This is a genomic window from Frondihabitans sp. OV104 (assembly GCF_057787745.1).
Genome location: NZ_CM173541.1, coordinates 186,181 through 199,882 on the forward strand (window position 1 = coordinate 186,181; position 13,702 = coordinate 199,882).

At 70.4% G+C, this 13,702-nt stretch carries 9 protein-coding genes; 4 read left to right on the forward strand and 5 right to left on the reverse strand.

Annotated features, from left to right (window positions below; all coding sequences use genetic code 11):
• Positions 1-30 precede the first annotated feature (30 nt).
• The 3 genes from AC3CBB_RS00940 to AC3CBB_RS00950 all read right to left on the reverse strand — a co-directional run bounded on the left by AC3CBB_RS00940 (position 31) and on the right by AC3CBB_RS00950 (position 7,339).
• Entirely contained in the window at positions 31-3,273 is a 3,243-nt protein-coding gene (locus tag AC3CBB_RS00940; RefSeq protein ID WP_488625641.1) for a LamG-like jellyroll fold domain-containing protein, read from the reverse strand.
• 178 nt (positions 3,274-3,451) lie between these two features.
• Positions 3,452-5,758 (reverse strand): LamG domain-containing protein, encoded by a 2,307-nt coding sequence (locus AC3CBB_RS00945; protein ID WP_488625642.1) that lies wholly within the window; start codon positions 5,756-5,758, stop codon positions 3,452-3,454.
• A 246-nt stretch (positions 5,759-6,004) separates the two neighbouring features.
• Positions 6,005-7,339, reverse strand: coding sequence for an LLM class flavin-dependent oxidoreductase (locus tag AC3CBB_RS00950; RefSeq protein ID WP_488625643.1), 1,335 nt, complete (start codon positions 7,337-7,339; stop codon positions 6,005-6,007).
• A gap of 98 nt (positions 7,340-7,437) precedes the next feature.
• Here AC3CBB_RS00950 and AC3CBB_RS00955 point away from each other — a divergent pair, with 98 nt between their 5' ends.
• From AC3CBB_RS00955 to AC3CBB_RS00965, 3 genes are read left to right on the forward strand one after another with little or no spacing between them, the layout of a single operon-like run.
• Positions 7,438-8,406 carry an ATP-grasp domain-containing protein gene (locus AC3CBB_RS00955; protein ID WP_488625644.1) on the forward strand — a complete coding sequence of 323 codons (969 nt, stop codon included), beginning with the start codon at positions 7,438-7,440 and terminating at the stop codon, positions 8,404-8,406.
• Positions 8,403-9,461: an LLM class flavin-dependent oxidoreductase gene (locus AC3CBB_RS00960; RefSeq protein ID WP_123506309.1), complete on the forward strand. Its 1,059-nt coding sequence runs from the start codon at positions 8,403-8,405 to the stop codon at positions 9,459-9,461. The genes AC3CBB_RS00955 and AC3CBB_RS00960 overlap by 4 nt, the downstream gene beginning before the upstream one ends.
• Positions 9,462-9,470: 9 nt before the next feature.
• On the forward strand, positions 9,471-10,415 hold the full coding sequence (locus tag AC3CBB_RS00965; protein ID WP_123506308.1) for a 4-(cytidine 5'-diphospho)-2-C-methyl-D-erythritol kinase: 945 nt from the start codon (positions 9,471-9,473) through the stop codon (positions 10,413-10,415).
• A 62-nt stretch (positions 10,416-10,477) separates the two neighbouring features.
• Here AC3CBB_RS00965 and AC3CBB_RS00970 read toward each other — a convergent pair whose 3' ends face one another.
• Positions 10,478-12,055, reverse strand: coding sequence for a glycosyltransferase family 39 protein (locus AC3CBB_RS00970; RefSeq protein WP_488625645.1), 1,578 nt, complete (start codon positions 12,053-12,055; stop codon positions 10,478-10,480).
• Positions 12,056-12,146: 91 nt separating this feature from the next.
• Between AC3CBB_RS00970 and AC3CBB_RS00975 the strand changes: the two genes are divergently transcribed.
• Entirely contained in the window at positions 12,147-13,349 is a 1,203-nt protein-coding gene (locus tag AC3CBB_RS00975; RefSeq protein WP_488626768.1) for a ThiF family adenylyltransferase, read from the forward strand.
• Between the two features lie 87 nt (positions 13,350-13,436).
• On the opposite strand, the gene AC3CBB_RS00980 is transcribed toward AC3CBB_RS00975, so the two are convergent.
• The gene (locus tag AC3CBB_RS00980) at positions 13,437-13,697 is read right to left on the reverse strand and encodes a MoaD/ThiS family protein (protein ID WP_488625646.1); all 261 of its coding nucleotides are present in this window, start codon (positions 13,695-13,697) and stop codon (positions 13,437-13,439) included.
• Between the last annotated feature and the right edge of the window lie 5 nt (positions 13,698-13,702).

Genomic DNA, 13,702 nt, shown 5'->3' on the forward strand with positions numbered 1-13,702 from the left:
CCCGATCGGGGAGTGTCGCGCGGCTCGCGACTAGGGGGTCGCGGCCTTCCACGCCGTGAACTTCAGGGTCTGGGCGCCGTTGGTCGCGGAGCCGGACTCGTAGGCGACGATCCCCACCGCTCCCGGGACCTGCAGGCCGGCCGCCGAGTTCGTCGCCGAGACCGTCCACGCCGTCGGCTCGGCCTGGCCGGTGAGCCAGACCTTGGCCCGGACGGTCGTCGGCGCGGTGCCGGTGACCTGCAGGCGGGCGCTGAGCCCGGTACCGGCGGCGAGAGTGCCGGGCACCGTCACCGGCGCGGCGATCGTCGTCCCGGCGCCGACCAGCGAGACGGTTGCCGCGCCGCCGGCCTTGAGCGCGATCGTGGCGCGGTAGTCGGTCGACGAGTCGATCCGGCGGCCCTGCAGCGTCACCTGGGTGCCTCCGCCCGTGGCGACCTTGTCGAGTGAGAACTGCGTCGTCAGGTCGACGTTCGTCTGCGCGACGGAGCCGAGGTAGACGCCCATCTGCTGGCCGGGTCCGGTGAGCAGGATCGAGCCCGCTCCGCCGCCGACGGAGAGGTTGGAGTTGGTTCCGGCGCGCGTCCAGTCGCCACCGACGTCAGCCGTGCCCCAGCCGGCGGTGAGCGTCCGGGCGAACGTGTCCTGGGCGATCGGCTGGGTGCCGCCGCCGGTCGGCGCAGTCACCGCGATGCTCTTCGAGGTGGTGCCTGTGGCGCCCTGGTTGTCGGTGACCTTGAGGGTGACCGTGTAGGTGCCGGCGGCGGTGTACGTGTGCGACGCCGAGGATCCGGTCGCGGTGCCGCCGTCGCCGAAGGTCCAGGCGAAGGATGCGATCGATCCGTCGGGGTCGGACGACCCGGTCCCGTTGACCGAGGTCGTCAGAGCCGACGAGGTGCTCGTGAACGACGCCGTCGGCGAGACGTTGGCAGGGGTTCCGCCGGCCCCGGTCTTGGCGGCCGCGTACTGCGCCGAGACCTGCGCGCCCGTCAGCGCGCTCGGATACACCGAGACGTCGTCGATGGAGCCTGTGAGGAACTGCGACCCCGACCACGTCGAGTCGCCGCCCACCCGCCAGAAGCCGTCATAGGACTGAGCGGTGCCGATGCCGGTCTTCGTGCCGACGAGGGCGCCGTCGACGTAGAGCGCCATGCTCCCCGAGCCGAAGGTGCCCACGGCCTGATGCCACGCGCCGTCGGTGACGGTCCCGCCCGTCGAGATGGTCCGGCTGCTTCCGTCGTAGACGCCGAAGGTCAGCTGGCCCGACGAGTTCACGGAGAGCTGCCGGTCGTAGTTGAGCGACGTGCCGACGTTGAGGTCGCCGAACCCCACGATCCTGCCTGACTTGGTCGTCTTGAACCAGGCTTCGAGCGAGAACGTCTGCGGCGCGGCCACCTTGGCCTGAGTCGCCGAGTAGCCGGTGGAGCTGCCGTCGAACGCAGCCGCGGTGTCGCCGTCGATCGTCGCGCCGGCGGTGCCCTTCGTCACGCCGGACTGAGCCACCTGGTCGGAGTAGCCGATGAAGTCGCGGACCTTCGCGCCCGACTCGTCGAAGCGCCAGTAGTTCGAAGCGCCGTCAGAGACCACGCGGGCCTGGTACCCCGTGGGCGAGCTCGACGCGACGGTCACGGAGACGCTGTCGCCGAGGACCGTGTTGCCGAAGGGGTCGGTGGCGCGCAGGCGATAGCTGTGCGTCGAGCCGGCGGCGAGGCCGTTGTCGGTGAAGCCCATCTGCGGCTTCGACCACGTCGTCGAGTACTGCGTCGTCGTGAAGACCGGGGTGGCTCCGCCGTCGCGGTAGAGGCTGTAGGTCAGCGTGCCGTTGTCGCGGTCGGAGTTCGCGAGCCACGAGGCCTTGACCTTGCCGGGCGCCGTCGAGATGAGGTTCGGCGTGAAGCTCGATCCGGTGGCCAGCGGGCCGGCCTTGTTCGGAGCGATCGACGGAACGGCGAACCGCACGAGCCCCTGCTGGGCGACGCCGTTGACCGTGGGGAACTCACCGCCGTAGAGCACGTACCTGCTGTTCGCCGCGACGCTCCAGGCCGCCTGCGTCTGGCCCGTGAACGAGCCGGCGACGAGGTCGGGGTTCCAGTTCAGGAGCGACGGGGCGGGCTTGCCGGCGAAGTTGGCGTAGCCGCCGATCGGGTTGGCAGCGAGGGTCTGCGTGGCGGCCTTGCTGAAGGCGGTGCCGCGGTGGAAGACCCACGTCGACGAGGGGTTGTTCTGCGGGAAGCCGCCGAGGTCGCCGCAGAAGTGCTCGTGGCTGGCCACGTACACGGCATTGTCGGTCGGAGCGACCGAGTAGGTGTCGCCGTGGCAGTCCTCAAGCCAGATGAGGTTGCCGTTCCAGTCGGTGCGGAAGGCTCCCTCGACGTTGCCGCCGGCTCCGAAGACGTAGCCGCTGCCGTACACGCCGTCGGCGTCGGACGTGATGCTGGTGATGCCGGACTGGGTGCCGCCGTCGCGGACGACCGAGTTGACGGCCCAGGGCAGGAGGGAGCCGCTGACGGCGTCGACGGCGCCGAGCCCGTAGCCGGGGTTGCTGGAGCCGTTGAGCGTCGTGAACGCGCCGCCGACGACGACCTTGCCGCCGTCGGGCGAGACGGCGAGCCCGGTGACCTGGCCGCCGGATGCCGACGGCGCCCACGACTTCACGGCACCGGTCGTGGCGTCCACGGCGGCGAGGTCGGAGCGGGTCTGGCCGCCGACGGCGGTGAAGCCGCCGCCGAGGTAGAGGGTGTTGCCCGAGAGCGCGAGCGCGTTCACCGTGTACGCGGCGTTCGGGTTGAACGCCGTGACGACGGCCCCGGTCGCGGCGTCGAGCTTGGCGATGCGGTTGCGCGTCACGCCGTTGATGCTGGTGAACGATCCGCCCACGTAGACGTACTTGCCGTCGGCGGAGGCGATGACCGACTTGACCTGGCCGTTGGCGGAGGGCGCGAAGCCGGTGCCCAGGACCCCGGTCGTGATGTCGTACGACAGCAGGTAGTTCCTGCTCACCGTGTTGACTCCCGCCGCGGAGCCGGCGGGTCGGGCGTTCGTGAAGTTGCCGCCGACGAAGACCGTGCTGCCCGAGATGACCTGCGTCCAGACGACGCCGTTGATCTGAGGCGTCGCGAGCACGTCGGCGGTGACGGTGGTCGGCGTCGTCGGATCGGTCGGCGACACCGGCGCCGAGTCGGCGAGGGCCGGTGACGCCACGGCGAGGCCGGCGAAGACGAGAGCGGCGGTCGCGATGACGGCGGACGCGGGGGCAGGACGAAGCAGACGGCGCATGGGTGGCCTCGGGTGTGATCGAGTGGTGTGGTGCCTGTGCGGTGGTGCTGGCGGGTTTCGGGCCCCGGACGCTGTGCTCAGCGTTCGTCGTGACACGCTCCTCAGTGAGCGTGGTCTGGTGGTTGCCGCGATCCTAGGCTCTGAACCGCGTCCAGCGCGACCCTTAGCCGAAGAAATCTCAGGAATTCACGTCCGCTGCGGCGTAGTGAGCGGCGACGCGATCGGCGGAGAGCGTCGAGGAGTACACCGACACGTCGCGGATGCTCCCGACGAAGAACCGCGGCCCCGGCCATGCCGAGTCTCCGCCGACCCGCCAGTAGCCCCATGCCTTCGACATGGCGAACGTGCCGCTCTTGCCGGTCACCTGCCTGCCGTCGACGTAGAGGCGCATCGACGTCGTCGACACGGTGACCACCGCCTGGTGCCACTTGCCGTCGGCGTACGACTTCGAGGTCGCGACGGCGACGCGGCCCGGGTTGCGGACGCCGAACGTCAGCGTGCCGTTGGACTGCAGCACCAGGCTGCGGTCGACGACGCTCGACAGGAACGTCGCGTTGTTGCCGAAGTCCACGATCGTGCCGGAGCCGCCCTTGGCGGCCTTGAACCAGGCCTCGATGGTCAGCGATTTCATGGCGGGAGTCGATTCGTCGCGCGAGTGCCCGTAGCTCGAACCGGTGCCGATGACCGGGGGAGTCGCCGTCTCGACGGAGCGCCCGCTGGACGAGACCGCCGACACGACCAGCGGAGACCTGCTCGTCGAGTCGGTCGCCTGTGCGGTCGCGCCCTCGCCGAGGCGCCAGAAATCGACCGGGGCGTCTTGCAAGACCGCCCCCTCGTACCCGGTCGTCGTCGCGCTCGCCACCGTCACGCTGATCGCGTCGCCGAGCACGCTGTTGCCGAACGGATCGGTCGCCCGGACGCGGTACGAGTACGTCTGCCCCGCGGTGACCCCGGTGTCGACGAACTGCAGCGAGGGCCGGTAGTAGAAGGTCGAGTTCGACGTCATCGACGTGACCGGGTGGTCGTAGTCGCTGTCGCGGTAGAGCGTGTACGTGAGAGTCGCGTTGTCGGGGTCGGAGTTGCTGGGCCAGCTGACGGTTACCTGTCCGGCGCGCGACGAGACCGCGGAGGGCACGAACGTCGCCCCCGACGCCTGGGGGCCTGCGGAGTTCGATGCGAGCGATGACACTGCGAACCGGGCCAGGCCCTCCTGGGCGACGCCGTTGACGGTCGGGAACTCGCCGCCGTAGACGACGTACTTCGAGTTGCCGGTCACGCTCCAGGCCGCCTGGCTCTGACCGGTGTAGGTGCCGATCGACATGGTCGGGAACCAGTCGAGCAGCGTCGGGGCGGGCTTGCCCGAGAAGTCGGCGTAGTTCTTCGAGCCGTTGTTCGTGAGCTTCTGCGTCGCGGCCATCGTGAAGGCCAGGGCGGGGTAGTGCATGGTCGGAGTGCTCTCGCGGAACCCGCCGAGATTGCCGCAGTAGTGCGCGTGGCCTGCCGTGTAGACGATGCTCCCGACGATCACCGACGAGTAGGTGTCGCCGTGGCAGTCCTCGAGCCAGACGAGGTTGCCGTTCCAGTCGGCGCGGAAGGCGCCCTCGAGGTTCCCGCCGACGCCGTACACGTAGCCGCTTCCGACCACTCCCGCCGACGACGAGCTCAAGCTGGTGATGGCGGCGTTCAGGCCGCCGTCCTGCACGAGCTTGCTCACCGGCCACGGCATCGACTTGCCGGTGGAGCGCGAGACGGCCGACATGCCGTAGCCGCTGTAGGAGCTCTTGATGCTGCGTCCGTAGCCGTTCGTCGACGTGAACTTGCCGCCGAGCACGACCTTCTTTCCGTCGGGCGAGATCGCGATCGACGTGACCTGGCCGCCGGCCAGCTTCGGCGCCCATGACGACGGCGACCCCGACTTCGGGCTCACCGCGGCGATCTGCGTGCGGACCTTGCCCTTGATCTTCGCGAACGAGCCGCCGAGGTAGAGGTAGCTGCCGCGCAGCACGATCGAGCGGACGGTCCCGCTCGCCGCCGGGTCGAACCCGCCGACGAGGTTTCCGGTGGTGCCGCCGATCTCGGCGACGCGGCTCCGCTTCGCCGTGCCGATCTTCGTGAAGTCGCCGCCGATGTAGAGGTGCTTCTTGTCGGCCGTTGCCGCGATGGCCAGGACCTGGCCGTTGACCTTGGGCGCGAACGCCGGAAGCAGCACGCCGGTGCGCACGTCGTAGGCCAGCATGTTCGAGCGCGCGACCTCGTTCACGCCCGCGGGTGATCCGGAGGGGCGGGCCTTGGTGAAGGAGCCGCCGACGTACACGGTGTTGCCCACGATCAGCTGCGTCCAGACGACGCCGTTGATCTGCGGCGCTGTCAGAGAGTCCGCGGTGACGGTGGCGGGGGTCGTGGAGCTCGGGGTGGTGGGAGCGGAGTCCGCATGCGCGGCACCCGCAGAGAGGAGGCTGCCGGCGACGAGCGCTACGGCGGCCACGACTGCGGGCAATCTCCTGTTTCGGGACAGGAAAGACAAGTGTGCCTCAGAGATGTGTATTCGGTTGACTCGTTCGCCCCGCCGGGCACGCCTGGGTAAGGGGCGGTCCGTCGGGAAGCGGGTCGAAGCGAGGGCGGCTCGGGTAGCCGTTTCTGCGACAGTACTTCGCTTTCGGGCGGAATGCGACCCTCGAACAGGGGTGATCTGTCCCCCGGAGGTGGGTCGAAGGGCGGACAGGGCCCGGAGCTAGAAGTCGAGCAGGTTCGAGCGCAGCCCGCCTCCGCCGAACTCGCGCCGCAGGATCCCGCGCTGCCGCAGCTCCGGAACGAGCGCATCGAGGGTCCGGTGCACCGTCGCCGGGTGAAGGTCGCCGTTGAAGATGAAGCCGTCGTTGTCGGCGTCGTCTCCGAGCTCCTCGATGAAGTCGGCGATCTCGCCGACCGTCCCGACGAAGCCCGTGCCGTCGCTGATGCGCCCCTTGCGGTACTTCGCGGTGAACAGCTCGCGCAGCGGAGTCGCCGGGTCAGCGTTGCCCACGAGCCCGCCGATGCTGCCCTTCGACACGTGCTGCCCGAACACGGCCAGGTCGAGCGGCCTGTCGAGGTCGAGGCCGGTCAGGTCGGTCTCGGTGATGATCGACTGCCGCTCGATCACCTCGTGCAGGTCGGAGTCGCTCGGGTGCGCGCTCGCCGCGACCAGTCGATCGGCTTCCTCCGTCGAGGCGACGATCTCGGGCGTCAGCACGAAGAGAATTCGAAGGGACGCAGGAACTCGGCCCTGCGCCCGCGCGGCCTCATGGATCCGGGCCCGGTAGGCCCGAACCGTCTCCACGTCGAGCCGTGCGAGTGCGAGTTGCACGTCGCTGTTGCGCCCGGCGAACTCCAGCCCGCGCCCCGAGCCGCCGGGCGACACGATGAGGGGGTCGCCATCGGCCTTGCCGCCCTCGTTCCCGTCGAAGGGCGGGGCGTTGAGCGGGCCGTCGAGCGAGAAGTACTCGCCGCGGTGCTCGAACGCGTCGAGCTTCGCGCCGTCGGCGTAGCGCCACGTCTCGGTGTCCTCCACCACGGCGCCGTCGGCCCAGCTGTGCCAGAGGCGGCGCACGACATGCATCCACTCCTCGGCGCGGTCGTACGAGGCGTCGTGGTCGAGCTCGGGGATGCCGAAGTGGCGGCTGCCCTTGACGTCGGTGACGACGTTGATGCCGACGCGGTAGTCGCTCAGGTGCTGTAGGGTCGCGAAGCTGCGGGCGGCGAGGTACGGCGGGAGCACCCCGGCGTTCACCGTGGGGGCCACGCCGAGGTGCTCCGTCGCTGCGAACAGCCACGGTGTCAGCTGCAGCGGGTCGAGCTTCGGGGCGCCGAGCGCCCCGCGCACGCGGAGGTCGAGCTGCTCCTTCGGGCCGGGGGAGAGGCTGTCCTCGATGATCAGCAGGTCGAGGCCGGCGCGCTCGAGCTCCGTGGCCGACTGCTGGTAGAGCCCCGGGCGGTCCCACCGCAGGTTCCAGTGCCAGTCCGGCCGGAGCCATCCCTGCGGCCCGAAGCCGCGGCCGAAGAACCATCCGAAGTGCTGGAGACGTGCCATGCCGTCAGTCTGCCCGTCGCGCCTCCGAGAGCGACGGGCGACGCGTAGCGCGGCGAAACACTTCTGCGGTTCTCGGGGGGAGTGCCTAGGCTGAGCGGGTGACCGATCAGCCCACCGTGTACGTGATCCACGAGAACCCCGAGTGGTTCCCGCCGCTGGCCCGAGCCTTCGAGCTCGAGGGAGTCCCCGTCGAGCAGCTGCTGCTCACCGACGGCGCCATCGACCTCACTGCCGAGCCCGCCCCCGGCATCTACTGGTCGCGCATGTCGGCCAGCGCCCACACGCGCGGCAACGAGTTCTCGAAGGAGTACACGCGGGCGACCCTGTCGTGGCTCGAGGCCGCCGGTCGCCGCGTCGTCAACGGGCGGAAGGTCATCGACATCGAGGTCAGCAAGGTGCAGCAGCACCTCGCCCTCCAGCGTCTCGGCTTCGATGTGCCGAAGACCAAGGCCGTCTTCGGCACCCGCGACCTCGCGGCCACCGCCGCGACGTTCGCCATCCCCTTCATCTCGAAGCACAACCAAGGCGGCAAGGGCCTGGGCGTGCGGCGCTGGGACGACCAGGCCGAGTTCGCCGCCTGGGTCGAGTCCGACGACTTCGAGTCGTCTCCCGATGGCATCACTCTCATTCAGGAACTCCTGGTCGGCGCCGAGTCTTTCGTCACGAGGGCTGAATTCGTCGACTCGCAGTTCGTCTACGCCGTCCGCGTCGACACCTCCGGCGGCACCTTCGAGTTCTGCCCCGCCGACGCGTGCGCGCTGCCCGGACAGGCGCCGCTCTTCGCGCTGCGGGAGAGGACCGCCGGCGGCGAGCCGATCGCCGAGCACCCGCTGGTCCGGCGGCTTCCCGAGTTCCTGCGCGATCAGGGCATCGAGATCGCCGGCATCGAGTTCATCGAGACGACCGACGGCCGCACGGTGGTCTACGACGTCAACACGAACACGAACTACAACCCGGAGGTCGAGGCCGCGGCGACGCTGTCCGGGCCGCGCGAGATCGCGCGCTTCCTCGGGCGCGAGCTGGCGGCCGCCTACCCGGAGACGGCCCCTGTCGAGGTCCTCGCGTGAGGTTCGGCTTCTGGACCCCGATCTTCGGCGGCTGGCTCCGCAACGTCGACGACGAGCAGATGCCCGTCACCTTCGACTACGTCAAGAAGGTCGTGCAGACGGCTGAGCGAGTCGGGTTCGACCTGACCCTGATCCCCGAGCTCAACCTCAACGACATCAAGGGCGTCGCCGCCCCGTCGCTCGAGGCGTGGGCGCTGACGGCGTCGATCGCCGCCGTGACCGAGAAGCTCGAGCTGATGGTCGCGGTGCGCCCCGGCTACCATCTTCCGGCCGTCACCGCCAAGCAGGCGGCGACCATCGACGAGGTGTCGAACGGCCGCTTCACGCTGAACGTCGTCTCGGCGTGGTGGGCCGAGGAGGCCCGGCAGTACGGCGGCATCTTCTCGGAGCACGACGATCGCTACGCTCGCACGTCGGAGTTCGTCTCGATCCTCAAGGGTCTGTGGAACGAGACGCCCTTCGACTTCCACGGCGACTACTACGACCTCGAGCGCTCCCACCTCGAGCCGAAGCCCCACGTTCAGCCGCGTATCTACGCCGGTGGCGAGAGCCCGGCCGGCAAGGCCGCGATCGTCGGGTTCGCCGACGCCTACCTGACGCACGGCGGAACCGTCGACGAGCTCCGCGCCAAGGTCGACGACATGAAGGCCAAGCGCGCCGAGGCCGGCGCGACGCCGTTCGAGGCGTTCGGCATGGCTGCGTACGCGATCGTCCGCGACACGGAGGCGGAGGCGGAGCAGGAGCTCGCGCGCATCACCGACGTGAGTCATGGCGCCGCGTACGAGTCGTACCAGGACTTCGTCGCCCAGTCGCACCTCGAGCACGAGCCCGACCTGCGCGACTACTCGGTGTCGAATCGCGGACTCCGCCCGGGCTTCATCGGCACGCCGCGTCAGGTCGCCGACCGGATCCTCGAGTTCGAGGCCGCCGGCGTCGACACGCTGCTGCTGCAGTTCTCGCCCCAGGTCGAGGAGATGGAGCGGTTCGCCCGCGACGTCATCCCGCTGGTGCGTGCGGAGTCGCCGTCGGCACGAGAGGCCTCCGTCTCCCGGTAGGTTGGACGTATGACGTCCGTGGGGAGCCCGACTGTGGTCCACACTCGTGCGCCAGGCAAGATCAACGTCTACCTGCGCGTCGGCGACCTGCAAGACGACGGCTATCACGAGCTGGCGACGGCCTACCAGGCCGTCTCGCTGTACGAAGACGTGCGCGCCGCCGAGGCCGACGCCTTCACGGTGCGGTTCACGTCGGTGCACGCCGGCATCGACCTGTCAGGCGTGCCGGTCGACGACACCAACCTGGCGATCCGCGCGGCCAAGCTGCTGGCGAAGGCGACCGGCCATCGCGGCGGCGTCGAGCTCGTCATCGACAAGAACGTCCCCGTCGCCGGAGGCATGGGCGGAGGGTCCGCCGACGCGGCCGCGACGCTGCTCGCCTGCGACACCCTGTGGGGCACGGGGCTCTCGCGCGACGAGCTCCTCCGTCTCGGCGCCCAGCTCGGGGCCGACGTCCCCTTCGCCCTGATGGGCGGCACTGCCATCGGAACCGGGCGCGGCGACGAGCTCAGCCCGGCGCTGGCACAGGGCAGCTTCCAGTGGGTGCTCGCCCTGGCCGACTTCGGCCTCTCGACGCCCGCCGTCTACCGGGAGCTCGACGAGCACCGCAACCGACACCGCGCCGACATCAGCCCGGTCGTGCGCACGCCGCGGGTGGAGTCGGGCGTGCTCCAGGCCCTCCGCGCCGGCGACCCCGCGCTTCTGGCCGACGTCCTGCACAACGACCTCCAGGCGCCCGCGCTGCACCTCGAGCCCGGTCTCGCCGACGTGCTCGAGCTCGGCGAGCAGAACGGCGCCCTCGCCGGCGTCGTCTCGGGGTCCGGGCCGACCGTCGCCTTCCTGGCGCCCGACCTCGACGGAGCCCTCGAGCTGCAGATCGCGCTCAGCGCCTCCGGGCTCGACGTCGTGCGGGCGACGGGGCCGGTACATGGCGCGCGGGTCGTCGCCGACTAGCTCGGCTCGGCGTCCCACAGCCGCGGGCGGCACGAACACCCGCGATCGGCACCGACACTCGATCAGCCGAGCTTGTACCGCACAATGTTGACGTAGGTCAGGTGCCACTGCTTCTCGATGCGGAACCCCTCATCGGCCAGCGCCTGCGTCACGGCCGGCCGGATGTCGCGCTTGTCGCTGGTGACGAGCCACACGTACTCGTGGCCGTCGACCCGCTCGATCGTGTCGGCGAGCGCGTACCGGTCTTCCCAGAGCTTGCCGGTCTCGGCGGCGGGCTTCTTCAGGGTGACGTCGGTGAGGCCGGCGAACGCGTCGGGGTAGGTGTACGCGATGTTGCGCGCCGACGCGGCCGCATGGCGTCGCAGGTGGCCGTAGATGATGGCGTCGTCGCCGCCCGAGGGCTCGAGCGACCGCTCATGCGCGATGAGGTCGGCCACCTCGGCCCATGACGAGTTGTCTTTCGCCTCGGGCTGGCGCTGGCTCACGTAGCTCGGGGCGGTCAGGGCGATCAGCACGACGAGGCCGGCCGCAATGAAGCGGCGGCGGCTGAGCGCCGTGAGCCCGACGGCGATCAGGATCGCGACGGCCGGAGCGCCGAACGTCACGTAACGCGGCGAGTACACCGGGTTCGAGACCATCGAGACGGCGATGAGCCCCACCGTCGGCACAGCCATCCACGGCACGACGACCTGGAGCACGTTGGGCGCGTTATGACGCGCACCCCGGCGCAGCACCGAGACGACTCCGACCACGACGAGCGCCCAGGCGACGGCGGTGAGCTGCCAGTTGGCCATGAACCACTGCCAGCCGAGCACGTTCGGGAAGACGTTCCAGCCGGGCCGCAGGATCCAGTTGATCTGGCGCGACTGCGAGCTGGCGAGGTGAGCGAGAGGGATCAGCGCGAGCGCCGCGGCCGCCGAGGCGATCACCCAGCCGCCGAGGGCCTGGCGCCACGGTGTCTCCCGGTCGTGCAGACGGCTGCGGAGAGCCCAGAGCGCGAGGGTGAGACCGTGCGCGACGACGACGAGCGCGACGTAGAGGAAGACCATGCCGGCCGCCAGGGCGAGAACGCCGTAGAGCACCCAGAGACGCTTCGACGGCCGCGGCCTCGTCGTGGCGTGCATCAGCACCAGCGACAGCGCGACGGCGAGCAGGGTCGCGGTCGCGTATGAACGACCTTCGGCGCCCATCCACGTCACGCGGGGGAGCACAGCGAACACGAGGCCCGCGACGAGGCCCGTGCGCTTGTCGGTCAACCGCGCGGCGAGCAGCACCACCAGCGCCGCGGCGAGTCCCGTGGCGACAGCACTCGGAAACCTCAGCGTGAACGGCGTGTAGCCGACGAGGTCGAACCACCCGTGCATCAGCCCGTAGTACGTGGCGTGCACAGCGTCGACCGTCTGCACCTCGGCCCAGAGCTGCTTGTACGAACGCGTCGCCGACACGACCGTGGCCGATTCGTCGAACCACACCGACGGCACCCACGAGAAGGCCACCGAGAGCAGGAACGCGAACGCCCCGGCGATCCCGGCGTCTCCGAACCGGCGCGCTCGCACGTCGCGGTACCACCCAGCAGGACGCAACGACCGGCGTCGTACAGTGGGTGTCGCAGCGGTCCGCGAGTCGAGGAGGTCGGTCATGGTGCGGCTTCCTCCCCTGGTGGGTGCTGGCGGTGACGGCGCGAGCGCTGATGATGGACGTTCGGAGCAGACGAGCCCCTCGGCGGGCGGCCTGCCAGAGGTCGAACGCTACACACGCACATCACGACTGGCTGAGATCGGTCTCGACGGCCAGCAGCGCATCGGCCGGGCGCGTGTCCTGGTCGTGGGCGCAGGCGGCCTCGGCTCTCCGGTCATCCAGTATCTCGCGATGTCAGGTGTCAGAACTCTGGGAATCGTCGACCACGACGTCGTGGACGTCTCGAACCTGCAGCGGCAGGTGCTGTACCGGCCCGACCAGGTGGGGCTACCGAAGGCGAGGGCGGCGGCCGACTGGGTGCGTGCCGCGAACGCCTCGGTCGACGTGCGCGTGCACGCGTTCCTGCTCGAGAAGAGAACTGCGAGCATCTTCGACGACTACGACATCGTCGTCGACGGGAGCGACTCGTTCGACACCTGCTACGTCGTCGCCGATGCCGCTGCCGAGCGCGGGCTCCCGGTCGTCTGGGCCAGCGTCTCGCGGTTCGACGGCCAGGTCGGCGTCTTCTGGGACGCCGCCCCCGACGGCCGCGGCGTCGACTACCGCGACCTGCACCCCGAGCCCCCGGCTGACGGGTTCGACGAGTCGTGCTCCGACGTCGGGGTCCTCGGCCCCCTCTGCGGCACCGTGGGGTCTGTGATGGCGTCCGAGGTGCTCAAGCTCGTGACCGGAGCGGGTGAACCGCTGCTGGGCCGGATCGCGACGATCGACGCGCTCACCGGCACCTGGCGCGAGAGCCGCCTCGTGCGCTCGCCCGAGCGACAGGCGACCAGGGCGCAGGAACTCGGCACCCCGCGTCACGCCGCCCCGCAGCCCGAGGCGCAGGTGCGCGTGATCGCCGCCGACGCCCTCGAGTCTCGCCTGGCCGCCCGAGCGGCCGGTACCGACGACTTCGCGCTCGTCGACGTGCGCGAGCGGCAGGAGCACGACGTCGAGGCGATCCCGGGCTCGGTGCTCGCCGCCGGCTTCGGCTCGACCACGCCGGTGCGGCCCGAGCTCGATCCGGCTGTTCCCGTCGTCGTGTACTGCGCGCGCGAGCCGCGCTCGCGCGCCGCCGCCCGGCTCCTCGCTCAGGAGGGGTACGACGTCACGGTGCTCACCCGCGGCATGCTCGGCTGGACCCTGCGGCCGTCCGCCCTCGCCGGTGCCGCCTCGCCCACCGCCGGGACGGGCCGCGTGCCGTTGCCGCTCGGCGACATCGACCCCGACGGGTTCAGGCCCAACCTGCGCGGCTGAGGGGCCGGTGCCGGTCTGGTGTTCGTCTGCTTCAGCCTCCGGCACTGTGTTCGTCTGCTTCAGCCTCCGGCACTGTGTTGGTCTGCTTCAGCCTCCGGCGAAGGGCGGCATGACATCGACGACGGCACCGCCGGGGACGCGCTGTGCCCGATCTCGCGTCGTCACACCGTCGACCAGGAACGAGCAGCGAGTGAAGATGCGCTCCAGCTCGTCGGGGTCGGTGCCGGCCGCGGGCAGGATCGCGTCGACGAGCTCGCCCAGCGTCGGGACCTCCGCCGACACGCACTCGATCTCGTCGAGCCCGGTCGCTCCCTTGGCCGCGGCGAAGAACCGCAGGGTCACCGTCACGGCCA